The organism is Thermococcus sp. MV11 (genome assembly GCF_012027285.1).
Taxonomy (GTDB): domain Archaea; phylum Methanobacteriota_B; class Thermococci; order Thermococcales; family Thermococcaceae; genus Thermococcus; species Thermococcus cleftensis.
The window spans coordinates 668199-694266 of the sequence record NZ_SNUD01000001.1 but is presented as its reverse complement, the minus strand read 5'-3'; the positions used below and the strand labels follow the sequence as shown (position 1 = coordinate 694266).

General features: G+C 53.1%; 28 protein-coding genes and 1 tRNA gene. 15 read left to right on the top strand and 14 right to left on the bottom strand.

Features of this window, described 5'->3' with window-relative positions; genetic code table 11:
- Positions 1-6: 6 nt before the first annotated feature.
- The 4 genes from E3E27_RS03870 to E3E27_RS03855 form a co-directional block, all read right to left on the bottom strand.
- Positions 7-267 carry a KEOPS complex subunit Pcc1 gene (locus tag E3E27_RS03870; RefSeq protein WP_167773487.1) on the bottom strand — a complete coding sequence of 87 codons (261 nt, stop codon included), beginning with the start codon at positions 265-267 and terminating at the stop codon, positions 7-9.
- Positions 257-1687 carry a DHH family phosphoesterase gene (locus E3E27_RS03865; RefSeq protein ID WP_167773486.1) on the bottom strand — a complete coding sequence of 477 codons (1431 nt, stop codon included), beginning with the start codon at positions 1685-1687 and terminating at the stop codon, positions 257-259. Before E3E27_RS03865 ends, E3E27_RS03870 begins: the two co-directional genes overlap by 11 nt.
- A 32-nt stretch (positions 1688-1719) precedes the next feature.
- Complete coding sequence (locus tag E3E27_RS03860) at positions 1720-2175, bottom strand: 30S ribosomal protein S15 (protein ID WP_014788019.1); 456 nt, start codon at positions 2173-2175, stop codon at positions 1720-1722.
- 83 nt (positions 2176-2258) lie between these two features.
- Complete coding sequence (locus E3E27_RS03855) at positions 2259-2618, bottom strand: lamin tail domain-containing protein (RefSeq protein ID WP_167773751.1); 360 nt, start codon at positions 2616-2618, stop codon at positions 2259-2261.
- Between the two features lie 670 nt (positions 2619-3288).
- Between E3E27_RS03855 and E3E27_RS03850 the strand changes: the two genes are divergently transcribed.
- A complete protein-coding gene (locus E3E27_RS03850; protein WP_371731556.1) occupies positions 3289-4113 on the top strand; it encodes an LAGLIDADG family homing endonuclease in 825 nt (274 codons plus the stop codon).
- On the opposite strand, the gene E3E27_RS03845 is transcribed toward E3E27_RS03850, so the two are convergent.
- A tRNA-Met gene (locus tag E3E27_RS03845) sits at positions 4073-4147 on the bottom strand. The genes E3E27_RS03850 and E3E27_RS03845 overlap by 41 nt on opposite strands.
- Before the next feature lie 93 nt (positions 4148-4240).
- Between E3E27_RS03845 and E3E27_RS03840 the strand changes: the two genes are divergently transcribed.
- Genes E3E27_RS03840 through E3E27_RS03830 form a run of 3 tightly spaced genes read left to right on the top strand, consistent with a single transcriptional unit; the run spans position 4241 to position 7123 of the window.
- Positions 4241-5401 (top strand): aconitase X catalytic domain-containing protein, encoded by a 1161-nt coding sequence (locus E3E27_RS03840; protein ID WP_167773485.1) that lies wholly within the window; start codon positions 4241-4243, stop codon positions 5399-5401.
- Between the two features lie 9 nt (positions 5402-5410).
- Positions 5411-5812, top strand: a complete 402-nt coding sequence (locus E3E27_RS03835) for a DUF126 domain-containing protein (protein ID WP_167773484.1) — start codon at positions 5411-5413, stop codon at positions 5810-5812.
- A 39-nt stretch (positions 5813-5851) separates the two neighbouring features.
- The gene (locus tag E3E27_RS03830; RefSeq protein WP_167773483.1) at positions 5852-7123 is read left to right on the top strand and encodes a site-2 protease family protein; all 1272 of its coding nucleotides are present in this window, start codon (positions 5852-5854) and stop codon (positions 7121-7123) included.
- A gap of 1 nt (position 7124) precedes the next feature.
- Here the strand turns inward: E3E27_RS03830 and E3E27_RS03825 are convergent, their stop codons facing one another.
- Positions 7125-7556 (bottom strand): hypothetical protein, encoded by a 432-nt coding sequence (locus tag E3E27_RS03825; protein WP_167773482.1) that lies wholly within the window; start codon positions 7554-7556, stop codon positions 7125-7127.
- A 258-nt stretch (positions 7557-7814) separates the two neighbouring features.
- On the opposite strand from E3E27_RS03825, the gene E3E27_RS03820 reads away from it, so the two are divergent.
- On the top strand, positions 7815-7988 hold the full coding sequence (locus E3E27_RS03820) for a class III signal peptide-containing protein (protein ID WP_167773481.1): 174 nt from the start codon (positions 7815-7817) through the stop codon (positions 7986-7988).
- Between the two features lie 40 nt (positions 7989-8028).
- Positions 8029-8214 (top strand): class III signal peptide-containing protein, encoded by a 186-nt coding sequence (locus tag E3E27_RS03815; RefSeq protein WP_167773480.1) that lies wholly within the window; start codon positions 8029-8031, stop codon positions 8212-8214.
- On the opposite strand, the gene E3E27_RS03810 is transcribed toward E3E27_RS03815, so the two are convergent.
- From E3E27_RS03810 to E3E27_RS03800, 3 genes are read right to left on the bottom strand one after another with little or no spacing between them, the layout of a single operon-like run.
- Positions 8211-10442, bottom strand: coding sequence for a glycosyltransferase family 39 protein (locus tag E3E27_RS03810; RefSeq protein ID WP_167773479.1), 2232 nt, complete (start codon positions 10440-10442; stop codon positions 8211-8213). The two genes, E3E27_RS03815 and E3E27_RS03810, sit on opposite strands and share 4 nt — an antisense overlap.
- Positions 10439-11911, bottom strand: coding sequence for a DUF2079 domain-containing protein (locus tag E3E27_RS03805; protein ID WP_167773478.1), 1473 nt, complete (start codon positions 11909-11911; stop codon positions 10439-10441). The genes E3E27_RS03810 and E3E27_RS03805 overlap by 4 nt, the downstream gene beginning before the upstream one ends.
- 37 nt (positions 11912-11948) lie before the next feature.
- Positions 11949-13496 (bottom strand): DUF2079 domain-containing protein, encoded by a 1548-nt coding sequence (locus E3E27_RS03800; protein WP_240910667.1) that lies wholly within the window; start codon positions 13494-13496, stop codon positions 11949-11951.
- A gap of 180 nt (positions 13497-13676) precedes the next feature.
- Here E3E27_RS03800 and E3E27_RS03795 point away from each other — a divergent pair, with 180 nt between their 5' ends.
- The 5 genes from E3E27_RS03795 to prf1 all read left to right on the top strand — a co-directional run bounded on the left by E3E27_RS03795 (position 13677) and on the right by prf1 (position 17417).
- On the top strand, positions 13677-14447 hold the full coding sequence (locus E3E27_RS03795) for a class I SAM-dependent methyltransferase (protein ID WP_167773476.1): 771 nt from the start codon (positions 13677-13679) through the stop codon (positions 14445-14447).
- Positions 14428-15150 carry a glycosyltransferase gene (locus E3E27_RS03790; protein WP_167773475.1) on the top strand — a complete coding sequence of 241 codons (723 nt, stop codon included), beginning with the start codon at positions 14428-14430 and terminating at the stop codon, positions 15148-15150. Before E3E27_RS03795 ends, E3E27_RS03790 begins: the two co-directional genes overlap by 20 nt.
- Before the next feature lie 36 nt (positions 15151-15186).
- The gene (locus E3E27_RS03785) at positions 15187-15750 is read left to right on the top strand and encodes a hypothetical protein (protein ID WP_014788030.1); all 564 of its coding nucleotides are present in this window, start codon (positions 15187-15189) and stop codon (positions 15748-15750) included.
- A gap of 92 nt (positions 15751-15842) precedes the next feature.
- On the top strand, positions 15843-16079 hold the full coding sequence (locus E3E27_RS03780) for a pro-sigmaK processing inhibitor BofA family protein (RefSeq protein WP_014788031.1): 237 nt from the start codon (positions 15843-15845) through the stop codon (positions 16077-16079).
- 90 nt (positions 16080-16169) lie between these two features.
- Positions 16170-17417, top strand: a complete 1248-nt coding sequence (gene prf1, locus E3E27_RS03775; RefSeq protein WP_048152322.1) for a peptide chain release factor aRF-1 — start codon at positions 16170-16172, stop codon at positions 17415-17417.
- Positions 17418-17487: 70 nt separating this feature from the next.
- On the opposite strand, the gene E3E27_RS03770 is transcribed toward prf1, so the two are convergent.
- Positions 17488-19416, bottom strand: a complete 1929-nt coding sequence (locus E3E27_RS03770; protein ID WP_167773474.1) for an arginine--tRNA ligase — start codon at positions 19414-19416, stop codon at positions 17488-17490.
- Positions 19417-19488: 72 nt separating this feature from the next.
- On the opposite strand from E3E27_RS03770, the gene E3E27_RS03765 reads away from it, so the two are divergent.
- Positions 19489-19767, top strand: coding sequence for a lipoate protein ligase C-terminal domain-containing protein (locus E3E27_RS03765; RefSeq protein WP_048151670.1), 279 nt, complete (start codon positions 19489-19491; stop codon positions 19765-19767).
- A 5-nt stretch (positions 19768-19772) separates the two neighbouring features.
- A complete protein-coding gene (locus tag E3E27_RS03760) occupies positions 19773-20336 on the top strand; it encodes a stage II sporulation protein M (RefSeq protein ID WP_167773473.1) in 564 nt (187 codons plus the stop codon).
- Here E3E27_RS03760 and E3E27_RS03755 read toward each other — a convergent pair.
- On the bottom strand, positions 20274-21401 hold the full coding sequence (locus E3E27_RS03755) for a DUF354 domain-containing protein (RefSeq protein WP_167773750.1): 1128 nt from the start codon (positions 21399-21401) through the stop codon (positions 20274-20276). The two genes, E3E27_RS03760 and E3E27_RS03755, sit on opposite strands and share 63 nt — an antisense overlap.
- A 283-nt stretch (positions 21402-21684) precedes the next feature.
- Here E3E27_RS03755 and E3E27_RS03750 point away from each other — a divergent pair, with 283 nt between their 5' ends.
- Together E3E27_RS03750 and wecB are read left to right on the top strand one after the other, a co-directional pair.
- A complete protein-coding gene (locus E3E27_RS03750; protein ID WP_167773749.1) occupies positions 21685-22971 on the top strand; it encodes a UDP-N-acetyl-D-mannosamine dehydrogenase in 1287 nt (428 codons plus the stop codon).
- A complete protein-coding gene (gene wecB, locus E3E27_RS03745; protein WP_167773472.1) occupies positions 22968-24101 on the top strand; it encodes a non-hydrolyzing UDP-N-acetylglucosamine 2-epimerase in 1134 nt (377 codons plus the stop codon). Before E3E27_RS03750 ends, wecB begins: the two co-directional genes overlap by 4 nt.
- On the opposite strand, the gene E3E27_RS03740 is transcribed toward wecB, so the two are convergent.
- Genes E3E27_RS03740 through E3E27_RS03730 form a run of 3 tightly spaced genes read right to left on the bottom strand, consistent with a single transcriptional unit; the run spans position 24098 to position 26028 of the window.
- Positions 24098-24787, bottom strand: coding sequence for a hypothetical protein (locus E3E27_RS03740; RefSeq protein WP_048151674.1), 690 nt, complete (start codon positions 24785-24787; stop codon positions 24098-24100). The genes wecB and E3E27_RS03740 overlap by 4 nt on opposite strands.
- Positions 24784-25359, bottom strand: a complete 576-nt coding sequence (locus E3E27_RS03735; RefSeq protein ID WP_167773471.1) for a hypothetical protein — start codon at positions 25357-25359, stop codon at positions 24784-24786. The genes E3E27_RS03740 and E3E27_RS03735 overlap by 4 nt, the downstream gene beginning before the upstream one ends.
- Complete coding sequence (locus E3E27_RS03730) at positions 25360-26028, bottom strand: hypothetical protein (RefSeq protein WP_167773470.1); 669 nt, start codon at positions 26026-26028, stop codon at positions 25360-25362. It lies immediately after the preceding gene.
- Positions 26029-26068 lie beyond the last annotated feature (40 nt).

Sequence of the window (26068 nt, the reverse complement as noted above, 5' to 3'; positions counted from 1 at the left end):
TCCGCTTCACACCTTTTCGGTAACATCTTCGGCGATTTTGATTGAAAACACCAAATCGTCCAGCGCTTTGATGAGTGTTTCAATCTCACCCGAGTATTTAACCTTTGTTATGACGTCCCCATCTTCCCATTGGGTTAGCACATTTAAACTTTTCTTTAGGCCCTCAGGGAGGCCCGCGTTGTCCACCTCAAGCGCCTGGGCAATGGCCTCGGCCCTCTTGGGGTCGCCGTAGTGCCAGAATATCTCCGCCCTAGCCTCAATCTTCACTGCCCTTTCCCTCCCCGACCTGCCTGGCCAAGGCCTCGTTAAACAACCGTATGAACTCGTCTATCCTGCCCTTAGGGAAGCGTATTCCTGCTGCTATCGCGTGCCCGCCGCCCTCACCGCCGAGCTTCTCCGCCACTTCCTTCAGTGCCTCTCCCAGGTGGTAGCCCTTTGCGAGGGCCTTCTCTGTGGTTCTGGCCGAGCCTTTCACCAGGTTCTCGTCCTCGTCGCTGTCCGCCAGAACGACGACGGGCTTCTCGGGGTCGGCCAGGCCGGCGTTTATGGCTATGTTGGCCGCTATACCCACGAGCGTGTCCCTTATGTTCCTGCCGGCGTAGAAGACGTAGGCGTGTTCACCCTCGTCGGCCATGCCCCAGTTCTGGATTATGAACTTCCTGGCCTCTATCTGTTCCCTCTTGTAGTCGTCGAGCATCTTCCTGGCCTTCCTGTAGGCATCTTCGTCGCCGAGGCATATCGCAACGCCCAGCGTTCCGGCGTTGAGCCTTCCCGTGGCATTGAGGAGCGTGGCGAACTCCCTCGCCTCGTGTCTCGGATCGCCTTCGGGATAGAGGGGACTTATCACCACGTCGCCTATGAGCCTGTCTATCATCTCCTTGGGGGCACCGTGCTTGATGAGGTGTATCACAAGGGCGTCGTGGAGCTTCCTCTTCTCCTCCTCACGAAGCTGCCAGTACCTCATCTCCGGGTCGAAGCCCCTGGCGCGGAGCCACTCTATGGCGTTCCTCTCGTCGCCTGTTATCTCTGGAATCTCGGGATTGGTTGAGTAAGCCAGCATCTGGTAGAGGGGTCTGCTCTCCCTTCCGAAGAGCCTGAGCTCCTTCCGCACCTCGAGTATTCCTAGCTTTTTGCCGTCCTCGAGTATCTCAAGGTTCAGCCCGTGGAACGTCCCGTCTATCTCCTGCATATCGCCGACAGCGCCCACGATTGCTATGTAGGCCAAATCCCTGTTTTTCTCGTTCATCTCCCTCGCCACGAAGTAGGCAACACCGGAACCGCTCAGGTCGCGGACGCTGTTGGCCCCGAAGGGGACGGGGTTCACGAGGACGTGGGATTCGGTGGAAAACTCGCTCTTTTCCGGCGGGTGGTGGTCGGCAACGACAACCGTTGCGAAGTCGAGGTGCTTCTCTATCAGTTCAATCGAGCCGCTTCCAAGGTCGCTGAAGACGTATATCCTGTGCCTCTCACTTGCCAATTCCTTTATCAGCTCCTCGCTGAGCTGCTTGACTATGCTGAGCTGAAAGCTCCCTCCTTCCCTAGCAACGGCCTTCGCTAAAATCGCGCCCGCGGTGATTCCGTCGGCGTCGCGGTGGGAGATGAGCCTTATGGTGTGCCCTAGCTCGATGTGCATCTTGATTAGCTCTGCCCCTTCCCTGGCCCGCTCCAAAAACGGCCCCCTATCCACGAGGCATCACCGGGTAAGAAGAAGGAAAGGGATCAGCGGACCAGGAGCTTGGCCTGCTCCGGATCGTAGCGCCACTTCGCCGGCAGCTTGCCGGTTCTCCTGTAGTACTTGACGAGACGCCTTATCTTGCTCTCGGTGAGCTGGAGACCTCTCCTGGAGTGCTTGTCCTTCGGGTGCTGCTCAAGGTGTTTCCTGAGCTTAACCGCCTTCCTGATGAGAGCCATGAGGTCCTCGGGAATCTCGGGCGCTAGGCCGTTCTCCTCGAGTATCTTGGTTATCTTCTTGCCGGTGACGAGCTTGACGCTCGGAATGCCGTACTGGTCGCGGAGAATGGTTCCTATCATAGCAGCGCTGTAGCCTTCCTTCCTGAGCTTGATAACGAGCCCCTCGACCTCCTCCGCCGTGTACTCGACCCAGGTCGGCGGAGCGGTCCTCGGTGGCCTCTTAGAACCAGACTTACCCCTCTTTCTCGCGTGTATCCTTGCCATACCATACACCTCCCGGTGACGGCCAGCTCCCGCCAGCCGCCCCTCCGCATCAGCCTAAAGGAAGGAGTTTAAAAAGTTTGCCATCAGTGGCAGCTGACGGCTCCGCCTTCGTCTCCTGTCCAGCTACAGCTGTCCACAAGGTTTCCGCTGCCATCGTAAAGGTACGCGGTGTCGCCGTCATTGTTCCAGACTGCCCCCCAGCGCCTACCCCAGTAAAGGTCTGTGTCGGTATCGGTTCCATAACCGGTGTGCACCTTCACACTCGCACCGGATTCAAGGGTTATGGACGGAAACACATACACGTGATTGACTTCATCCATCAGTTGCCATCCCCTTAAATTTACGGCCTCACAACCGCGGTTTTCAATGACAACGTATTCGCTGTTCAGAACCTCCCTGTCATTTACGTCCGGACCTCCCGCATCGTAGTGAACGTAGCTTATAACTACATTGTCACAATCCTTCTAAGTGGCGACCCCATAGAGCACCCTAACTGCGAACAGAACCAACACAAGAACGGCGGCTATCAGTTTTTATAAGAGAAGTAAATAAAAGTTTCGCCATCTGTACTGGCCCGCCCAAGTCCCGACTTTCAGAAGAAAGCCCAGAAACGACGGGTCTCAGATATTCATTGAATAGCGAGACTTGGCTTCGAGATGAATGAGAAAAGAAGCGACCGCGGGTACGTTGAAGCGGCGAGTAAGAGCCTTTATCTCTTCTTCAAAGGGTCAAAGGAGAGGCTTTTTGAGGTTGCGAAGGAGCATACTCAAGGGAGTTTCTGAAGGGATTCTTTGACGGTGAGGGGACAGTGATTTTCTCAAAGAAATGGGGAAAACTGGGAGTGAGTGCATCAAATTACGATTCGGACTATGGACAACAAAGCATGCTTAAATTCTACAAAGCGGTTGGGTTTTTGTCAAGCAGAAACAATTTCCTGTCAGCTGCCCCTTTGCGTTGGAATTGGGGAGGTCTAAAAAGGGTTTGCCCGTGATTATTATCCAAAAGAGTTTTAAGTAAACGAGTGACAGTGGTTATATGTGAAAGCTGAAGGATCTCACACCGTGGGAGATAGGGACAATACAGAACAGAGTTTTCCATTTGCGTGAATCTGGAATGAGTTACTCCAAGATTAGGGAGGCGATAATGGCGGAATTTAACGTTTCAGTCTCAAAGGCAACAGTTCTTAGGTGGTGCAAGGGAACTCACAACACGTTTAACAAAACCAAGCGCGTCAATCTAGAACCCTCTCCAGAGCTGGCCTATATCGTTGGGGCTTATCTTGGAGATGCCTCCGTTAGCGAGACTGGCAACTATCAGTACAGAATCCGCCTGAAGGTTATGGACAGAGATTTCGCCCAGAATTTTGAAAGGGCTTTGAAGGCAATGGGAGCGAATCCAAGAACGGGCTTTGAGCGCAATCGGGGCAGAGCCAACAGGTGGTGGGTGGAGGTTACCAACAAGGAGCTATTCATGTTCCTGAAAGGGCCGAAAGATAGGCTTTTTGAAGTTGCCAGGGCATATCCAAAGGAGTTCCTGAGGGGATTCTTTGACAGTGAGGGAAGCGTTTATGTGGATACTAAGGATCCACGAAAAGCGGCCGTTGTGGCAGACAACTACGATAGAGACATTCTTGAGTTCTGCAAAGGTCAATTAGAAATCTTGGGGATTCATTCGACCATATACTTGGCTAAGAAAAAAGGAACAAAGGTTCTGATTAGAGGGCAGGAGTACCAGTACAACAACGACCTTTACAGGATTAGCATTCACAGAAGAGCGAGTGTCGCAAGGTTCGCAGAGGAGATAGGTTTCTCAATCTCCCGAAAGCAAGAGAAACTAAGAATCTTTCTTGAAGCTTATTACCACAACACAGCCGAAAAAGATTACCACTCAAAATGTATAGCGGGGGGAGGATTTGAACCTCCGACCTCCGGGTTATGAGCCCGGCGGGCACTCCTAGCTGCCCCACCCCGCTGCTTGACCCGTTAGTTAGTCATCGGGAGTGGGTTTATAAATTTTTCGGAGCGGGCTTTATATTTGGAGACACCCTTAATTCCCCGGTGGTGCTATGTACCTGACGAAAGAGGAGGAGCTGGTTCTGGCAGGGGAGTACGGCTACGCCCTCCAGAAGGCGATGGAGATACTCGTTGCCCTCGGCGAAATTTACGGCGCCGACAGGCTCATTCCGATAAAGAGCGCTCAGATCGCGGGCGTTTCCTACAAGAACATAGGCGACGCCGGAATGGAGTTCCTGAGGGACTTCGCCGACGCCGGCGCAAAGGTCAGCGTTTACACAACGCTGAACCCGGCAGGAATAGGCGACGACGAGTTCATGGAGAAGCAGAGGGAAGTTCTTGAGCTTTACAGGGCAATGGGAATAGAGACTACCTCAACCTGTACGCCCTACTACGGGGCGAACCTGCCGAAGTTCGGCGACCACCTTGCCTGGAGCGAGAGTTCAGCTGTGAGCTTCGCGAACTCCATCGTAGGCGCGAGAACCAACCGCGAGGGTGGGCCCTCGAGCTTAGCGGCAGCGATAGTTGGAAAGACTCCCAACTACGGCCTCCACCTCGACGAGAACAGAAAGGCGACGGTGGTAGTTAAGGTTGAGGCGAAGGTGAGGACGTTCGTTGATTACTCGGCCCTGGGCTACCACCTCGGGAAGACCCTTGGCAATGACGTACCCTACCTCCGGAGGATCCAGCCCGAAAGGGTCGAGTTCCTGAAAGAGCTCGGCGCGGCGATGGCGGCGAGCGGGAGCGTGGCGCTCTACCACGTCGAGGGCGAGACTCCGGAGTACCGCGATGCTGTAACGGATAAACTCGAGACAATAACCGTTGAGGAAAGCGACGTAAAAGCCGTTAGGGAAGCTTTCTCCGATGACTGGGGAGACATTGACATAATCCTCGTCGGCTGTCCCCACGCTTCCCTGGCGGAGATTAAGGAGATAGCCGAGCTCCTGAAAATGCGTGGCAGACCCCTGAAGATACCCCTCTTCATCACTGCGAGCAGGGCCGTTAAGGCCCTCGCAGATTCGCTCGGCTACACCGAGACGATAGAGCGCTACAACGGAAGAATCATAGCGGATTCCTGCCTCGTCGTCTCGCCGATTAAGGGGTGGTACCGCGGCATAGCGACCAACAGCGGGAAGAGTGCCTTCTACTTCCGCTCCTTCGGCTTTAAGGTGAGGCTCGACGACGCCGAGAAGCTCATAAAGGAAGCGCCGTGAGGTGGAAGAATGAAGATGAAGGGGAGGAAAATCGTCGGGGGAAGGGCGGAGGGAGAGCTCATCGTGTCGCAAAAGCCCCTCTCGTTCCTCGGTGGTGTCGATCCAGAGACCGGAATCGTTACAGACGCCGAGAGCGACATAAGGGGCCAGAGCATAGCAGGGAAGATACTCGCCTTTCCGCGCGGCAAGGGCTCGACCGTCGGTTCCTATGTGATCTACGCCCTCAAGAAAAACGGAAAGGCACCGAAGGCCATAATAGTCGGCGAGGCCGAGACGATAGTCGCCACCGGCGCGATAATAGCTGGCATTCCAATGGTGGACGGGATAGACGTTTCTAAACTGAGGAGCGGTGACAGGGTCAGAGTTGATGCTGACTCCGGCGAGGTCGAGGTTCTCACGTCTGGGGAGTAGGTTTTTAACCCCTCCCGACTCTTTATTCTGGGAGGTAAGATGCCCGGAGGAATCTACGAGTGCACCGTCTGCGGCCACAGGGAGGTTCTCGATTCGAACGAACCCGTCATAGAGAACTCCTGCCCGGTCTGCGGCGGCGACATGATTTTAGTGGGCTTTCGGGTGGAGCCCAGGGAAACGGAAGAAGTTTCTGGAAAGGAAGACACAGAAGCGGAGACCGTCGCTCCGGTTCTTCCCCTCGCCGTCGAGGAGAAGCTGAGAGCCTTTTACGTCCTTGAGCCGGCCGGCGTTGAGGAGAACGTCTTCGTCTTCGAGGTTAGGGAGATACTCGAGACGGACTTTGAGAGGGTTTTGGCGGAACTCGAGGAGCTTGGCTACTGGGCGGCCCTCAAGAGACGCGGGGAAAAGGTTCTCCTCTACGTCTTCCCCGCGGGGGAAATCAAGGAGGACAACCGCTGGCTTCCATGGATGTTCCTGATAGCGACGATTTTCACGACGTTTTTAGCCGGTTACTGGCTGTCCCTAAGCTATATAGCCCTGCTCAACGAGTACAACCTCCCGGGGATAAGGAACCCCTACATCAATGCCCTGGCCTTTTCGATAAGCGTGATGGGGATACTGGGAACCCACGAGCTGGGCCACAAGATAGCGGCCGCTTACCACGGAGTGAGGGCAACGATGCCCTACTTCATTCCCTTCCCCAGCATGCTGGGCACTATGGGGGCGGTGATAAGGGTGAAGTCTCCCCTCCCGACGAGGAACGCGGCCATCGACCTGGGCGTCAGCGGACCGATAGCGGGCTTCCTCGTGGCGGTCCCGGTGAGCATAATTGGGCTGAAGCTCTCGGTACCGCTCCCCATAGACGCGATCCAGCCTACGGAAGGGAGAATAACCTTCGGCGAGAACCTGCTGTTTTTGCTCATAGAGAAGTACTTCCTCCGCTTGCCGGAGGACGTCGTCGTCTTCCTCCACCCCGTTGCTATAGCCGGCTGGGTTGGGATACTCGTTACGTTCCTCAACCTGATTCCCGCGGCACAGCTCGACGGGGGGCACATAGCGAGAGCCTTCCTGAGCGAGAGGGCGCACCGCTACATGACCTCGGTCATAGGGCTCGTCCTCATAGGAATGAGCTTTCTCTGGGTTGGGTGGCTCATATGGGGGGTTCTGGTGCTGCTGATGGGGGCGATGGGTAACCCCGGGGCGCTCGACGAGGTGTCTCCAATCTCGAAAAAAAGAATCCTTCTGGCGGTTATAGCGGTGTTGCTCTTCGTGCTCTCCGCCACGCCCGCACCGATAAGCGCGACTGGCTGAGCTACCCCTTCTTTCTCGTTCCCTTCTTGTCCTTCAGTATCTGCTCGATGTCGTAGTAAATGGAGTCCCTCGAAACGCCGAACATTCTGGCTATCTCCGATATGTTCAGAACGCGTGGATTGTAGTTGAAGTTCTCGAGTATCTTGGCCAGGAGTTCGCGGCGTTCCTTTATGGTGAACTCGCTGAGGGGCTTTTCCTCAGGTGGAGCGTTGTAAACGACCACGACGACGGCGTAGGTCCTCCTCGTCACGGGGGTGGTGTAGGTGCCGACCTCGAAGTCCACAACCTTGGCATTCTTCGGAAGAATGCGGTTGATCTTTTCCATAGTTTTGGTTATGGCGTCCTCCTTGTTCTTCCCATGGGCGTAATCTGCGATTATACCCTTTTTCATGTTGCCGTGGTCGTCCAGCAACAATACGACTGTCAGGTTCATAAAAGCACCGAACGTTAGGTTAATCTTGGAGGACACTATGCACCCGTGCATTGGGGACAACAGTTTTCTTGACTTTGATACCACGTTCTTTATACAATCTTCAATGCTCGATGACTCACATTGAACGCTTACCAACTCCACAGAACCACCCCTGGGGTTTCCGCAGTATTGGGGGGCTTCCCCTTAAATTTGGGCAGAAAGCTATATAAGCTTTTTCGGTGGATATTGGTATGAAGTAATCCTTTGGAGGTGGATAACATGAAGAGGAAGGCTCAGGGTGCCATCGAGTACCTGTTTATGATTGCGGCTGCGCTGGTTATAGTCCTCATAGTCTGGAGGCAGATCAGCGGCAGGGGTAGCAAGGCCAGTGAGATTGCCGACACTGCTGAGAACCAGATAAGCTCGGAGCTCCAGCAGGAGATTGGAGGCTGAAGTCTCCACCCCAGCTCCTTTTTCTTTTGGAGGACTGCCAATGATGAGGCGTGCCCAGGCATCTTTGGAGTACATGTTTATGATAGTAATCGCCATTGTTATGATAGTTCTTGTGATCAGGAGGTTCTTCGATCCCCGTTTTGGAACCATAAGAAGAACCGGGACGCTCCAGCAGACCTACGAGAGCATGATATCAAATGAGATGGAGGATAAAATCAACGACTAATCCTCTAAAATCACCTCAATATCGGTACCGGGGTCTAATATGATCGTCCCGCCCCTTTTCTGGTGAATACCTTCTGCAGATATCCTAAATCTATGATGTCCGGAGTAAACGATCACCTCGCCGTACCTTTTCTCGGAATCCAGCAGATTTCCACGTGTATCCGTCGCAACTCCTTCGTATTCAAGCACGAGTTTTGTCGTGGTGTTGGGGGAGGACAGCAACAGGCCTCTCGAAACGCTCCTCACGGTGAGTTCGATGTACTCTCCGGGGTTTTCGGAGTACAGGCGAACTGAGAACACTCCAAGAGTGATCCGTGTTATCCATGCTCTGCTGGAAAGGGAGACGTTGTCCCCTAGCCCGTAAATACTCATCACGGCACTTCCATTGTCATCGAGGATAACGATCCTCCCGTTTTCCGAGATTACTGTGGGGCTTCTTGGAGGGGTACGCAGGCTGAATATCGATAGGACGTCCCCAGTTGAATACGACTCAGAGAATAGGAGCTCACCATTCGTTACGATCAAAGCCTTAAGCTGGCTGTAAATCTCTCCAAGATGTCCTCCAGAGCGTATGGCCCCTTCGGCCCACGTGCTAAAAACAACGCAGTCTGAGGACACCTTTACCTGCTTGAAAAACTCCTCAACGGGTGTTCCATTCACGTACAGAACACCAAATGAGTCCACCAGCAGGGGATTCGTCTCAGCGTTAAAGTAGTAAGTGTTCATTGGATTGACGGAGTACATCGAGCCGCAGGAAGAGCTGGTTTTCATGTAGGAGATCGCATCGGACCTGAGTTCTCCGGAGTGAACCGCCCAAGGAATGCCCAGCTCCCCCGAGGGTGCGTTTATAACGAGCCCCCCCACAATCATAATCAGCGACACCAGAGAGACCGCACCGACGATTACCCACTCCTTCCAGAAAACCCTGTATCCAGCCAAACGCTCCCCAGCGAACAGGTAGAAGGTAAGAAGCAGGGGTAAGATAAACCTGGTGATCGGTCTGACGGGAAACACAAGGAGGTACATAGCCACGTTCATAACGAATAAAACCGCGAGATCCACTGGGAGGGGCTTTTCATTCGAGAATCCTCTAAACCTGAAGAGTATGAGGGCAAAGATCAACAGGAAAGCGGGGACAAAGACGTACGCCGTTTCCTGATGGTTGCTTCCAACCGTAGACAACACTCTGTTAATTAGCTCGTAGAGCCCCATGAACGAGCCGTATCTACCTCCCTGCATGAGGTAGGTTTGGTAGAAATAATCCCCTGAGATTAGATAGCCCAGGGCACCCTCAACAATAACTTTCGGAATCAGAACTGCAAGGGCCATGCAAATCAGCAGGCGCAGCTGAGAGATTGCCGAACGAAAGATATGTACGAGCTTCTCAAAGTACTCAACTCTGAAAAGATACACGACCAAGATCGCCCACATAAGGAAGATGAAGACACCCACGTACTTGTGACCCACCAGAACAACCGGGTGAATTCCCAAGACAACGATTATGTCCTTGGTTATCGAAGAAGGCCAGGCCATTCTAAGGGACACGAAAAGGGCGATCAAGAAACTGTAAACCGCAGCGATAACCAGTCCCTGCCGCCATGATAGGACAAGGTTCACCGCAGACTGGAAATGCATTTTGGAGGTCTCGTCCAGGTTCAAAGCGAGGAAAGTAATATACAGGGCCACGACGAAGGGCAGTATCGTGAACTTGGCCGTACTGCCCAGTCCCGCGAGGAACAGAGAGACGTACATATCCCGCAGGGATTTATTCTTCGTGTACCTGACAAAATAGTACAGAGACGCAATTACGAAGAGCTCAATCAGGGTATCGTGGAGAACCAGCTGGTTTATCCTGAACACCGTTGGATCCACGAGCAGGAGGGCGGAGTACAGGACGGCGAGCCTGGTTCCTCCGAGGAGTTTACCAGTGCGGTACGCCAGCACAACCGCCAATCCTCCCAGAAACACAGACAGAAGCCTGCCGGACACGTAGCTGTCCCCAAACACCCTCAACCAGCCGGCGAGCAGGTAGTAGTAAAGCGGAGGGTGAACGGCAAAGATATCCCTGTAGGGGAGGTAACCGCTGTTGATGAGCCTCGCCATCAGCAGGTATGTTCCCTCGTCGTAGTCCACGTACTCGTTCATCTGGAACAGGAGAGTAACCCGCGTAAGGATATATACCAGCAGAATGAGCCCAGGAATCAATCTTTCAAGAGCCTCCCTCTTCATTGAATCCCCTCCAGCACCCGCTGAAGATTCTCAACCTCCCGTGTTCCAATGAGGTCATTCCTGACCCAGATTTCAACTCCGTCCCTCTTATATATCACCGTGTATTCCGAAAGAAGATCCTCCACAAGAAAGTTGTAATCGGCGTAACTCAGAGTCCAGTCAAGGAGCACCAGGTCCGCTCTCGGCAGGGCCCTCCCGCAGTAGGACGCCCATATGACGTAGGTGTTTTCTCTGTTTGCCAGGTGGGGAAATATATCGTTCTGGGTTAATACGGAGAAATCGGTAGCCGCCAAAGCCCTAGTTACATCCATCAGCATTCTGTCGTGCCCCGTCACGGGGACGTAGTAATTGGCTGGGATCTCCAGGATTCCCGTAAGACCGTTCTCACCGGGAAGTACCGGGGACGTAACGGTGGAAACGAAGAGGCCAAGGGCCAACGCCATAACAACCGTTCTGCTCCTGCGATTGCCGGGCATCTCGGCAAGGGCGTACATGATTGCAATCATTGAGAGGGGGACGAGCATATACGGATACTGAAATCCCACCCGGTAGAGATTTTTCTCGCACGATAGTAAAATCTCGGCCCAGGGGAGAGCGGTTAGCAGGAGGGAATACTTCGGCTTAAGAAACGTTAGCATTCCAAGCGTGGCGCTCGCCACCAGGAAGTAAACCGCCTTCATCGGTATGTTGCAACCGTCAAGAAGACCTCCATAGAAGGACGCCAAGTGAGACGAATCCACCACAACCCACCCCAGAAGAATCCATGCGGTCCCCACTGCAATAAAAACAAGGGACGTTCTTTCCAGTTCATCAAGGGTTCCGGATTTCAATGCCCTGATGATTGAAACATACGTAGAGGGGCTGAATATCTCCCGATTCCTGAGGAGGTAGAAAAGCCCCAGCGAAATGACCGCAATGCCCGCATCTTCCCTCGCGCTAAGAATACCCAAAGCGGACAAAAGCGCAAGGCCATATCTCTTCTGCTCAATCATCAGCGCGGCCAGGAAGATGAAGGGCATTGCGAAGGGTACGGCGTGAAAATCGTAGCTGTTTATCCCTTGAACGAGGGAATTCCCGAGGTACATAACCACTAACGCCAGAGCAATTTTGGACTCTCCGATTATTCTCTCAGCCAGTAGGTACAGCAGGTACGCAGATAGGGATATGACGACCGTTTGGATAACCAGCAGGGTCTCGGCGTGGGGTAAAAGGCCGTAGAGAGGGGCCAAGACAGCGAGAACTGGGGATAAGTGTATCCTGAAGTGGTTGGGGGCACAAAAAACGAACCATTCAACGGTGTTATACATAAAATCTCCGTGGACAGTGCTCCACAGGGACTGCATAAAGATTCCCATATCGAAGGCATTTGTACGGAAGGTATAATGGCGGTTAATTGAAATCAGTATCATGAATATGCTGTACACAGCAATAGTCAGCCAGAGCACGCTTTGAGTGTTCCAGCGTTTCATCTCCCTCACCTGCTAGCTAAGGAAGTTTCAGTCATCACTACGGAGTTTCAATTAATTGACTTTCACAATGCTCTATATAACGTTTAAATGTCTCCGTTACACATCTAATGACTGATTCCTCAGGACGTATTGGAGTTTCAGCAGGATCCAGACCGGAACATTCACTCACTACATCTCTCACGTCGATCACTTGGACATTGGAGTATTCGTCTTTTTGGAGTCTTCCCTTGATTGCTCTCATGGAAGAATTGAACAATCCTTCGTATACTGAATCCACTATGACTATGCTGTTATTTTGTAGATAAGAGTCACCAAAAACTGTCCTTATAACGTACGTTGTGTTCCTATTGGAGAGACGGGGAAACATGTTTCCCTGAACTACCAAAGCACACCTTTCATCTGCTCCATAAAATATAGGCAAACTTTCATCTAGGATCACCATATAGCCACCCCACATATCCCAGCCACTAGAAAGTTTATACGAAGGAGCACCCCATACCAAGAAATACTCCGAGAGGTTAACTGGTGGCGAAACGAGAATAAAGACTAAAATTGCCACGGCAATACTAGATTTCATAATTCCCAATATCTCTACTGCCTTATGTCTCTTGGCAAATTGGAGAGCATACAGCACCGACACGAGGCTTATGGGGAGTAGCATATATGCGTAGTGACTTCCCACAGTTATCACAGGAGGCCATGATCCCATGAGGATTATCTCCATGAGTGGGGGTAATGTTGGTATCAAGAACCGAGGACCTCTTAGTAAGGGTATCCCAAAGTACCCCAGCCATATTACAATGTACACTATCTTATAGTAAGACATTGTTTGGTCAATATAGACATCTTTAATATCTCCTGAAAGGAATGGATATATACCTGACGGATTAAATATTGGAACTAGAACAAATGTTTCAATCAGGACAGATAGTATCCCCAAAATTATGAACATGAACTCCACTTTATGAGCCCGGTAAAATCTACGAAAACCGTTAAAGGACATCACATCTCTTACTATATCTAGAAGACCTCGGTTCTCTTCTGTTACTAATATAAAGAGAATCCCTATACTGATAAGAGCAATGCCGGAATCTTCCTTGGTCAAAAGAAGCAACACTGAAAGTAGAACCGTTCCGAACTTGTTCTTTAATGAATAATCCTTCTTAACCAATAGGTTGTGAGAGAGATATACTATAGCAAGGATCACAGGGACGGCCAAAACTGATGGGTGAAAATCATCTGAAAACCAGGCAAAAGGACACAGAACAAAGAATAAAACACTATACGCCGAGTATCCAGGATCCCCAAGAATACTTCTGGAGAGGCCATAAAAGATTAATCCCGCAATAAACATTGCTAAAGGTACCAACGAAAGAAGAAGCTTGGGACTTGGGTACAGGTAGTACAGTGGGGCTAAGAGAAAAAGAACCGGTTGAAAATGAACTCCCAGATGAGACCACACACCTAGCTCGATGAATTCAGGAGTGTTGAATAAAACCGCATTCGAATGAATGGTGGTCCATAGCGACTGGGAAAATATGCCCAGATCAAAAGCAGCGGTCAGGAATAATCTGTGTCTAAGCATCAACCGTAACCATAGCTCAATAGAATATATAACCAGTACCAATATCCACGACCTACTTAGTATGCCTCTGTAAGCATGTCTTTCACTTGGCATCTAAAGGTTTAAGAGACTAAGGGTATATAAAATGATACGAAGATATCTCCTTTAGTAGTCAGAGTACAAGATTCTAATGGTGGGAGTATGGGCCGTATGAACCCAGAGATGGAAGCTGCTCACATTGTGTTTGAGAGGGAGTATTGGTGGTTTAAATCTAGGAGGGAACTGATTAAATCACTTTTACTAAAATTCCACTTCCGCGGGCCCCTACTCGACGTTGGTTCCGGAACCGGTGAGAATTTAGAGGTAATAAAGGATATAATACCCCACTCCATTGGGGTGGAGTTGTCTGATACTATGATAAAATATGCATCAAGGTTAAAGAGAAACGTCATATATGGTAACGCAGAATCGCTACCTTTTGAGGATTCATCGTTTATGAGTGCTATGGCCTTGGACATACTAGAACACGTAGACGACAGACGCGCAATTAGAGAAATATGGCGTGTCTTAAAACCCGGTGGAAAACTTCTCGTAACAGTACCTGCGTTTATGTGGCTATGGAGCGCTCACGATAGTGTCCATGGTCATAAAAGGAGGTACTCCACAATCCAAATATCAAACCTTATCAAAGAGGCCGGATTCAACGTTATATTCCTGTCGTACTGGAATTTTGTATTGTTCATACCTGCGGCTATCCAAAAAAAATTGGGGCGATCTCATAGCCTAGTTCATCTTCCCAAACTTCTGAACAATGCACTTTATTCACTATCCACTATCGATAATCAGTTAATCATTAGGGGAAAGAGACTACCGATTGGAACTTCAATAGTTGTGATCGCTCAGAAACCCATCAAATCGGAGGAAACGTGTCATGAGGTTCCCACGGATATTTGTGATAATTCCCGCACATAATGAGCGGGATCTCTTAGAAGGCACTGTTGATAACGTTGTAAGAGTATTAGAGCGCTCAGGAATTAGGGAGTACACTGTCATTATCGCTGAAGATGGGAGCACCGACGGAAGCGACGTTATTTGTATGAAATTGTCCAGAAAATATCCAAAAGTTACCTGCCTCCATAGCAAATACCGGCTGGGAAAAGGGGGCGCTATCACTAATTCTGTTAGAACCTTCCCTAACACGGGAATAATGGTGCATCTAGACGTGGATCTATCCGTGTCCCCAGAGTACATCCCAATTGCCATCAAACTCATTATCGATACAGGGTGTGACTCAGTAATATGTTCTAGATTCTTACCTGATTCTGTAGTAAAGAGAAGTCTCCATCGCCAGATTTTAAGCGTAGGATATAACTTGCTTGTCAATGCCCTTTTTCATACTAGAATCACAGATCATCAATGTGGATTTAAAGCGTTTAACCTTGGAACAACAAGAGATTCTCTACTGGAAGCCCAAAACAGTGGGTGGTTTTGGGATACCGAGATTCTAATAAGGCTCAAACGTAAGGGCCTAAAAGTGTGCGAGTTGCCCGTGGTGTGGAACGAGAGCGAGCGGGATAGCAGGCTGAATTTGAAAAGGGACATCATTGAGATGTTCATATCCCTTATCCGGTTCAGATTTGGAACTCCCAAGACATGCCAAAAGCGAAAGTCTTAACTAGGATTGCCATAAGTGAATAAGTAGGTGATCCCCATGGCGTTCCTCTCCTTCGGATCCAAAAGGGATAAAATAAAAAAGATGATCGAGGAAGAGAAGTTCGACGAAATACTCAAAATGGCAGTTAAGGACAAGAAAGCCCTGCAGGCACTGATTGAACTTTTGGACGACTCCAACCCCGGCATAGTTGGCGATGCACTTCTCCTGCTGAGCAACGTCCTCGAGATCAATCCGAATTCCACGCGGAGCCACATAACCCCAGAACTCTTCCAGAAGCTGATGGCGCTGATGGAGAGGAAAAATCCATACGTCAGGGAGAACGCCATGCTCCTATCGTACAAGATAATAAAGAGCTTTCCAGAGGTTGCGTCCCAGCACAGGGACTGGATAGTGGAAGGCGTGAGAAGGGGTCTCACAGAGGGCAACAAAGACCAGAAAGGTTTTCTTCTGATGGTCATAGGAGAGCTTGGGCTGAAGGAACTTAGGCCAATGGTGGAAGAGCTCGTTAGCGTCGAGGACAAGGTGATACTTCCCTTTGAGGGCAAGAAATGGGTCCCTCTTGGGGATATAGCCAAAGAAGTTCTTGAAAAACTTTCGTAAGCTGAACTCAAATCGATACGTTTCCTACATTATTCCATTTATGTTGCGAAAAATTAATAAGCCCGTTTGTTTTAAATACCCAGGGTGATACTATGCTCGAAGAGTTGCTGTTGCTTTTTTTCCTCTTCCTGGCCATCATGCTGGTGGTCAAGGTTGGCTTTGGAGTAATCAAGTACCTAGTGGCCAATGCAATAATTGGCCTTATAATACTGTGGTTCACGAACTGGATAGGTATCTCGGACGTGCCACTGACGGCCCTCAACGTGCTGGTAGTGGCGATAGGCGGGATATTGGGCGTAATTGCCCTGATAATAGTCTACTGGTTCTAGCTGGTTTTTCCTAAACTTTATAAATTCTCCGCTTTTTCATTCTCCAGGATTAAAACCGAGTGGAAAGCATTCTGAGGGGGTGTGATGCTCATGTCTCACAAGTCCGCGGAAATGTACGAGCTCAAAAAGAAGGTGGAAGAACTTAAGAACCATCGGGGTCGAGCTACCGAGCTGGTCAGCCTCTACATTCCCGCCGGATACGACATAAACAAGGTGATGCAGCAGCTCCGAGAGGAATACGGAACGGCCCAGAACATCAAGAGCAAATCGACCCGAAAGAACGTCCTCGGAGCCCTCGAAAGGGCCATGCAGCACCTCAAGCTCTATCGAAAGACGCCCGAGAACGGTCTCGCTCTCTTCGTCGGGAACGTCAGCGAGCAGGAGGGTGTAAGCGACATCAGGCTCTGGGCGATAGTTCCGCCCGAGCCCCTCAAGGTCCGCCTCTACCGATGCGACCAGACCTTCGTCACGGAACCGCTCGAGGAGATGCTCCGCGTCAAAGACGCCTACGGCCTGATAACCGTTGAGAAGAACGAAGCCACGATAGGCCTTCTCCGCGGAAAGCGCATCGACGTCATAGACGAGCTGACTTCGAACGTCCCCGGAAAGACGAGGGCTGGTGGTCAGTCAGCAAGGCGTTACGAGAGGATCCGCGAGCAGGAGACCCACGAGTTCATGAAGAGGATCGGCGAGCACGCTAACAAGGCCTTTCTCCCGCTCCTTGAGAAGGGCGAGCTGAGGGGAATCATCATTGGTGGCCCTGGGCCGACCAAGGAGGAGTTCGTCGAGGGCGACTACCTCCACCACGAGCTCAGGAAGAAGATAATAGGCGTCGTTGACATCAGCTACCACGGCGAGTACGGCCTGAGGGAGCTCGTCGAGAAGGCCAGCGACATACTCAAGGACCACGAGGCGGTGAAGGAGAGGCATCTAATCCAGAACTTCTTCAGGCACCTCGTCAAGGACACGGGGATGATAACCTACGGTGAAAAGGAAGTCAGGCAGGCGCTCGAACTCGGCGCCGTGGACACTCTCCTCATCAGCGAGGGCTACGACAAGGTTCGCGTCAGGGCCAAGTGCAACAACTGCGGCTGGAGCGAGGAGAAGACGATGAGCGAGCAGGAGTTCCACGTTTACAGGAAGAAGCTCACCCACTGCCCCAAGTGCGGAAGCCAGAACATAAGCTTCGAGAAGTGGGACGTCGCGGAGGAGTTCATAAAGATGGCCGAGGAGGCCGGCTCGAACGTGGAAATCATCTCCCTCGACACGGACGAGGGCCAGCAGTTCTACAAGGCCTTCGGCGGCCTTGGGGCGTTCCTCAGGTACAAGATTCACTGAGCTATTTAAACCTCTTCTCCCTTCTTCAGGTATGCCACAAAAGACGGGATAAAATTTGGAAAAGCCAAAATCACATCTTCTCTGGCGCCTCTATGCCGAGCAACTCAAGCCCGTCCCTGAGAACCTGCTTGACCGCCAGAACGAGCAACAGGCGCTCCTCCCTGATTCCCTCTTCGGCTTTGAGCACCGGGTGGTCCATGTAGAACTTGTTGAAGAGCGAGGCCAGCTCGTTGAGGTAAGCGGGAACCAGATGGGGCTTGATGTCCCTGCCGGCGCTCTCTATGACCTCTGGGAACTTGGCAAGGAGCTTTATGAGTTCCTTCTCCCTGTTGGTGAGTCCTGAGAAGTCGGCCTTTTCGAGCAGGGCCTTCCACTCGACGTTGAAACCACTCTCGTCCGCCTTCCTGAGGATAGAGGCGCAGCGAGCGTGGGCGTACTGTATGTAGGGCGCGCTCTCCCCCTCGAAATTCAGCACGTCGTCCCAGCGGAAGGTTATCACCTTGTCTGGGCTGTACTTGACGAGGTTGAAGCGAACCGCGCCTACTCCAACCGCTTCAGCTATCTCCTCCTTTTCCCTCTCGCTCAGGCCCGGGTTCTTCTCCTCGACGAGCTCCCTCGCCCTCTGCACGGCCTCGTTGAGGACCTCATCGACGGTGAAGCCGACCCAGGTTCCCTTCCTTCCCGAGAACTTGCCCTCTTCCCTGACAACGTGCTCGTAAGCGAGGTGGTGGAAGTTCCCGGCGGCATCTTCAAAGCCGAGGAGCTGGAGGGCGTACTTTATCGCCATCTGCGGGTGCCTCTGCTCCGCCCCGATGACGTTTATGACTATATCCCCCCTGCCGAACTTACCCGGCATCTCCTCTCCGTCTGGTGCGGTCGTCCACGTCTCGTGGTTCTCCGTTTTGTCCCAAGGCTTGTAGAGCATGTCGGCCTTTACCTTCCCGAACTTCCAGAGGTGATATGCTATGTCCTTGCCGGTGTAGGTGGCGGTCCCGTCGCTCCTCCTGAGGACGAGGAAGGGGTTCTTCATGTCGGGGAAGAGCTTCCTGAGGTTCATCACGAAGGCTCCCCTGTATTTCCCCTCCGTGGCCCAGAAGAAGTTCTCGTTGGCCTCTATGAGCCCGTAAGCCTCCCCGAATATTCCGCTCCTCATTATGTCGCTCTCCCAGCTGAGCAGGTCGTAGGTTATGCCCATGCGGTAGGTGGTGAGCATCTGAGCCTTAACCACGCGCTCGGCCAGCTTCCTTCCGATTTCTGCTATCTCATTGTCGCCTTCCTCAAGTTTCTTCATCAGTTCGCGAACCTCTTTATCGACCTCTGGCTTCTCTTCAAGCCTCCTGTTCACCTCGACGTAGAGGAGGCCCATAACGTGGTCTATGAAGTCCTCCTTCAGGTTTTTCTCCCTCAGCTCGGCCTCGATCTTCTCGAACTCCTCCCTGAGGTTTAGGTAGCCCCAGAGAACCTGTGCGAACTGGACGCCAAGGTCGTCGATGTAGTTCTGGACTTCAACGATGTAGCCGAGCTTCCTCATGATCCTTGCCATCGTGTCACCGAGGACCGCGTTCCTCGCGTGCCCCATGTGGAGCGGTTTGGTGGGGTTCACTGAAGTGTGCTCGACGATGACCTTCTTACCCTTTCCAACGTCGCTCTCGCCGTAGACCTCTCCCTTTTCGAGTATCTCCTGCACCAGTGCTTTTCCAAAGACGTCGTAGTTCAGGTAGAAGTTTATGTAGCCATTTACTGCCCTCACCTCGGCTATTTCTCCGGACAGTTTGTCCTTAATCCTGTCCGCCAGCTCCTCCGCTATCAGCTTCGGGGCCCTCCTGAAGACCCTCGCCAGCTGGAAGGCGACGGCCGTTCCGAAGTCGCCAAGCTCGATGCTCGGAGTGTCGTCGAACGTTATCTCACCGTTCCACTCTTTTCCGGCCTCCTTAAGCATCTCGTCGAGGGCTTCTTCGAGAATGAGCTTTACCCTCTCCTTAACCTCGCCGTATCCCATTCACACCACCGCACTCACTTGAACCCAACCTTTAAAAAGTTCTCCCGCGAATTTACTCTGGAGGTGGGTAGAATGAAGCACCGCGTGGGTGAGCACAAGGCAAAGAAGGGCCTCATAAGGATAGAGTTCGATGAGAAGGACGGAATAGCGGAGCACGTCAAGATAACCGGGGACTTCTTCATGCACCCGGAGGAAGCTATTCAAGAGCTCGAGCAGAGACTGGAAGGCCGCCGCGTTGAAGAGCTGGAGCACCTTATGGACGAGTTCTTCGCCATGAGGCTCGACATAGAGATGCCCTACGTGAACGTGGAGGATTTCAAGATAGCCCTCAAAAACGCGCTGAAGGAGTGATTCCCGTGCTCGGAGTGGAGGTCCCCAAAAAGACCTTCGGCTACCTTCTCCTGGTCTTTCTGCTGGCGTCATTTGCAGGCTATGGAATCGGAACCGCCAGCCCGGGAACCGCGGTAGATGCCGTCAAGAGGATAATCGAGCAGATAGGACCCATCTCGGACTCCAGCTTCGAGAACTTCGTTAAGATATTCACCAACAACGCGACAGTGGCCCTCATGACCTTCCTCTCGGGCCTGTTCTTCGGCCTCGGTCCATGGTTCATAATGGCCTTCAACGGCCTGATGGTGGGCCTAGTTGTTCTGGCAGTTCACAGAATGAGCGAGGTGCCGATGGGACAGATAATCCTGGGTCTTATCCCACACGGCGTGATAGAGATACCCGCAATAGCCCTGGCGGGTGTGGCCGGTATAGTGTGGTACCGGGAGATAATTGGGGGGGAAGGAAGCGGGGAGGAGAGGTTCAAAAGGGGAGCCGTTAAGGGGCTCAAGCTCTTCGTCCTGTCAGTTCTACTCCTCCTCGTTGCGGCCTTCATTGAGGCCTACGTAACCCCCAAGGTCGCCGGCCTCTGACGCTTCTTCAATTTTTAGCGTCCTGAACGCTCCAGACTCCTCGTACGCTTCTATCTCGCTCAGTATGACGTCCATCGGGTTCTCGAAGCCGCTCACGACGCTTCTTATGTAGGCGCGGTAGCTCCCGTTCATTTCCATCATGCGCTCTGCCATTCTGGCAACCTTCACAGGATCCGTGGAGTGGAACTTGACACCTTTCTCGATCAGCCACCTGGTCACCGCGAGCAGCCTGCCAGGATAGGTTGAGATCGTGGGGGTTCCGAGGGCTATCGCCTCCCGGTTCATCGTTCCGCCGGCACCGATCATCAGCCGGGCGTAGTAGAGGAGGCTCAGGCTGTCCACAGGCTTCTCCGGCATTATGACGTTGTCAAAGCGCTCAAAGCGCTCCCTCTGCTCCTTGGTTCTCGGGAACAGGACTATTGGAATCTCTGGAAGTAGGGGAATGACGTCCTCGAGGACACTCTTTTCGGGCCCGTTGAAGTAGTTGGCCTTGATCGGCTCGGTTCGCATCACTATGTAAGAGTTCTTTCTGAGACCAAGCTCCCTCAGAACCCGACCCTCCGGCCTGAAGCCGTAGAGGTGGGCCAGCTCGGAAAAGCCGTTCACGGGCCTCATTCCGTTAGGGTCCGCTCCGCTACGGAAGAGTTCGTAGGCGTCTATGGCCTTTGGAAACAGGAGAAGCCGGGTGTAGGGGAGAATGAGCTTGTTCTGACCGATGGCCGTTTCGTTGTCTACGAAGCCTATCGACGGTATCTGGAGGCCAAAGGCAACGCGCGGGGCCTCTGCGGAGTGCTTGTAAAGCGCGAGATCAGGCTTCTCCTCGATTATGAGCTTGCTGAGCCGATACATTCTCTCGGAGCTTGCCAGGAGCTTTCCCTCAAGGGTTGCCCCACCGTGCTTACCAACCACGTAGTAATCAAAGCCATACATATCGAGTATTCCCGTAAGGCCGTCGAACTCGCGGGTGGTCAGAAGGACCTCATGCCCGGCCTTTTCAAGCTCCCTGATTACACCCTTGAAGAAGTGAACGTGAGGAGCGTTCGTGATGTCTATCCATACCTTCATTCCACCCACCATACTACTGGACAGCCCTGTTCAATATAAGGCTTTCCCAAAAACGGTTGTAAAGCTTTCTTTTCAACACTTTAACATGGTGTCCCCACCGGAAAGAACGTTTAGAACGCTTTCTGTCTATGAAAACAAAGCTCAGGAATGATAAAATTCCAATCGGGGCATCATTATCCTGCGGAGTTTATGATAACGGCCCATATGCAAAGAAACCGGGCCGGAAACCGTTTTCTGGAAAAGGCTTTTATTCCACCAAGTCTAGAACCGCTGGGTGAAGAGAATGCTGGAGAAGATCGAGACGGGAACGGCAGAGATCGCGGTCATCGGCCTGGGATACATAGGCCTTCCAACTGCCATAATGTTCGCCAACGCCGGGTTCAAGGTTACCGGCTATGAAATCAGAGAAGATGTTGTTGAAAGGATAAACTCGGGGAAAGCACACATCGTTGAGCCCGAAATAGACGAGCTCCTCAGGAGGGCCGTCGAGAGCGGGAACCTTAAGGCGACTTCCAATCCACGGGATATAGAGGGAAAGGACGCCTACATAATATGCGTCCAGACGCCCCTGAAGGACGACAGAACACCGGACCTGAGCTACCTTGAGAACGCCGTTAGAACCGTTGCAGGGGCCATGAAAAGGAACTCCCTAATCGTCATAGAGAGCACCGTTCCACCGCTCACCACAGTTAAGATGGCAACGCTCATAGAGGAGCTGACGGGCTTCAAAGCTGGAGAGGACTTCCACATGGTTCACGCCCCGGAGAGGGTGATGCCGGGGAGGATATTCAAGGAGCTCGTCTACAACTCACGCATCTTCGGCGGGATAACCCCCGAAAGTGCCGAGCTTGCCGAAAGCCTCTACCGCTCCTTCGTCAAGGGGCAGACCTTCAAGACCAGCTCCACCGTTAGTGAAGTCGTCAAGCTCATGGAGAACACCTTCCGCGACGTGAACATAGCCCTGGCGAACGAGTTCGCCTTCCTTGCCCACCAGTACGGGATAGACGTCTTTGAGGCGATAGAGCTGGCCAACACCCACCCGCGGGTCAGGATACACTCGCCCGGCATAGGCGTCGGTGGGCACTGTCTCCCGAAGGACCCCCACCTTCTCCTCTGGCCGGCGAAGGAGGACTTCGGGCTGATAAGGCTTGCAAGGGAGATAAACGACTCGATGCCCCTCTTCACCAAGGATTTGCTCTTCTCGGCCCTCAGGGAACTCAACGTTCCGCCGGAGGACGCTGTAGTGGCGGTTCTCGGCCTGGCCTACAAGGGCGACAGCGACGACACGAGGAATTCCCCCGCCCTGGCCTTCATAGGGGCCATCGAAGGTGACGTCGCGGAGGTGAGAACCTACGACCCCTTCGTAGGGGGGAGCGCGGGGAGCGTTGAAGACGCTCTTAGGGAGGCCGACGCGGCCGTCATAGCTACAGACCACACGGCCTTCAAGTCCCTCGACTGGGAGAAACTCGGAAAGCTCATGAGGACAAGGATTTTGATAGACGGCAGGCACGTAGTTGAAAACCCGCCGAGGGGCTTCCTATTCAAGGGCGTCGGGAGGGGGGAGTATTGAAGCCTGCGTTCGTCTTTGGAACGCGGCCGGAGATAATAAAGCTCGCCCCCGTCATAAGGGCGTTTGAGGAGAGGGGCGTTAAACCGCTCCTCGTGCACACGGGCCAGCACTACGACTACGAGATGAGCAGGGTCTTCCTTGAGGAGCTCGGGCTTCCCGAGATAGACCACCACCTGGAGGTAGGCTCAGGCACACAGGCGGAGCAGACCGGGACGGCGATGATAAAGATCGAGCGGGTCCTGATGGACGAGAGGCCAGATGTGACCATTGTCCAGGGCGACACCAACACGGTTTTAGCTGGAGCCCTGGCAAGCGTCAAGCTGAAGATACCTGTGGCTCACGTTGAAGCGGGTCTGAGGAGCTTTGACAGGACGATGCCGGAGGAGATAAACAGGGTTTTAGCGGATCACGCGAGTGAGGTCCTCTTCGCGCCGACCGAAGAGGCTAAGAAAAACCTTGAACGCGAGGGCATAACGGAGAACGTCTACGTCGTCGGCAACACCGTCGTTGATGCGGTTCTTCAGAACGCTGAGCTGGCCGAGAGCAAGAGCGACGTCCTGGAAAGGTTCGGCCTGAGGCCAGGGGAGTACGTTCTAATAACGGCCCACAGGGCCGAGAACACCGACAGCAGGGAGAACCTGGCCAAGCTGGTGGAAATCCTCGAAAGCCTGCCGATGACCGGAATCTACCCCATGCACCCTCGCACGAGGAACAGGCTGAAGGAGTTCGGCCTGTGGGAGAGGGTAAGCTCGGCCGAGAACCTGATCCTAACCAAACCCCTCGGCTACCTCGACTTCCTCAGGCTGGAGAAGAACGCCTTCGCGATAATGACAGATTCAGGGGGAATACAAGAGGAGGCGATAATCCTCAACGTGCCCTGCTTAACCCTCCGCTACAACACGGAAAGGCCGGAAACGATTGAGGCCGGCGGCAACGTCCTGGTCGGTCTCGAAAAGGAAAGGGCGATAGGTTATTTGAGGAAACTCATGGACGACGAGGAGTTCTACAGGAGAATGGCGAGCGCGCCGAACCCATTCGGAGACGGGAAGGCGGGAGAGAGGATAGCCGAAATCCTGATGGGGCTGTACGAGGAAGGAAAGCTGAAGGTGAAGAGCTCGAAGTTCATCTAGTTCAGGGTCTCCGCCCAGGCTTCCAGCTCCCTCACCACCTCACGGGAAAGGAGTTCCCAGCAGTCCTCGCCGCTGAGCTTTCCGTTCCTGACCTCGAGGGTGTTCCAGTAAACAACCAGCGTGGAGTAGGGCCTACCGCTGGCGTCCCCCCTCGCCTCGGCCGTCTGGAACAGCTCACGGGCAAAGTCCTCCAGGTTGTCCGTGTTCCCCCTGTACATTTCCTCAACGGAGAGATAGCTCCCAACGTCGCCGCTGGAGCTCGCGTAGAGCAGAACGCTGGCGTAGCAGGTCTCGTAGTAGAACCTATCCTCGTGCCCCTGGAAGGGTATGAACAGCACCACCACTGGCTCGTCTATCCAATCCGGCGGACTCTCGCCGGGCATTATTATTACCGGCCTGACGTGGGCAAACTCCACGCTGATGTTCCTCTCCTCGAAGGCCTCCCTGATGGAGGATTTGAGGGCGCTTTCAAAATCCCCCCGAAGACCAAACTCCGGGTAAACGTCGGAGGCAAGTTCCACCTCCAGGGGGAAATCAACCACCACACGCTCCCCTGTCGTCACGTTCTCGAGGTGGCTGAACTCACCGGAGGATTTCCACGAGACGTTGGCCGTGAGGAGGAGATAGCCCGCGGTCGAATATGCTATCAGCATGAGGAGCAGGAGGACTTTTCCGGACCGGTTCACGATCGTCCACCCTCCAGTATTCTCTCAACGTGATCAACCAGGGCCTCCGAGGAAATCTCCAGCAGGTGCCTGTTATAGCCTGCGAAACCGATGAGGCCACGGGACTCGTCAGAGACGTCCACCAGAAGGTAGGCCTGGCCCTCGGGCGTCTCGCTTTCCTTAAAGGCTGATAGAACCCCCATTCCACCAGTTGAGTTTAAATGACTGAGGTAGTCGCCCGGGTCGCCCGAGCTGGAGTAAAACGCGCCAACCCTGATGTGCCCCCGTGAGGAGACCGGGAAGTAGGTGATGTTGATCCACTCAACCCAGACGGCTAAGAATTGACCGTCGCACTCAACGGGGGCCGATAGGAGAAGGACCCTGTACCCCCTGGACCTGAGTTCAGAGGCAACGAGGTTTCCGAGGGTAGAGTCGGGGTAAACGCAAAAGCCGGAACCCGCGGAGACGTTCACCTGGCCCGGCATCACCACGACCTTGGAGTCCGTTTTCGAGCTTCCGAAAACGAAGGGGCCGAAGTAGAAGGCAAGAAGGAGTACCAAGAGAACCGCGGCCGCGAGGTGGAGCTTCCTCATTCACGACACCCCTGACGTCTGAAGAAGCTCTCCGACGCCCTCCGCTATGGCCTCAACCGCGCCCTCGCAGGGATCGCCTCCCACCAAGCGGCCCCTCTCAGCCTTCATTCCCCTCCACCACGCTATCCCAACGTCCCCTGAAAGTCCGTTGGTTCCAAGGTATGCCATCGCCCTGGCATCGAGCTCCTCCGCGAAGGCCTCGGGGTCGCTTGTCTTGATGGCCGCGTAGGCGGCCAGGAAGCTCTGAACGTCTCCAACGGAGGAGTAGTACGCAACGACGTTCAGCTTGCAGGTCCGGGAGAGAAGTCCGCTCTTCTCGTCCTCCGAGAGAACGTAGACGACGAGCAGTCTGCCCTTGAATTGAACCGCGGGAAGGCTATCCATTCCCGTGGCAACGACCCCCGGGTCAAGTCCGTACCTCCGGGCCACAGGAGGAATGGCGACCTCAAGTTTGGACTTCAGCGGTTCCCTCGCCACGACCACTATGTAAAGCTCGTTCGGGTCAAGGGGAACGTGGACTGAGTTGTCGTCGGTTAAAGTGGGACCACCTGTAGACACCCCTCCTCCGGAGTACTCAGTAAATACGCTGTCCTGGGAGGCCATAATAAGCGTTGGGACCGCGAGAACCACGAGAAGGACGACTATCAAGAGCGCCTTCTTCATAACCACCCACCGAGGTAGAAATTGGTGGAGGCACTTAAATAATTTT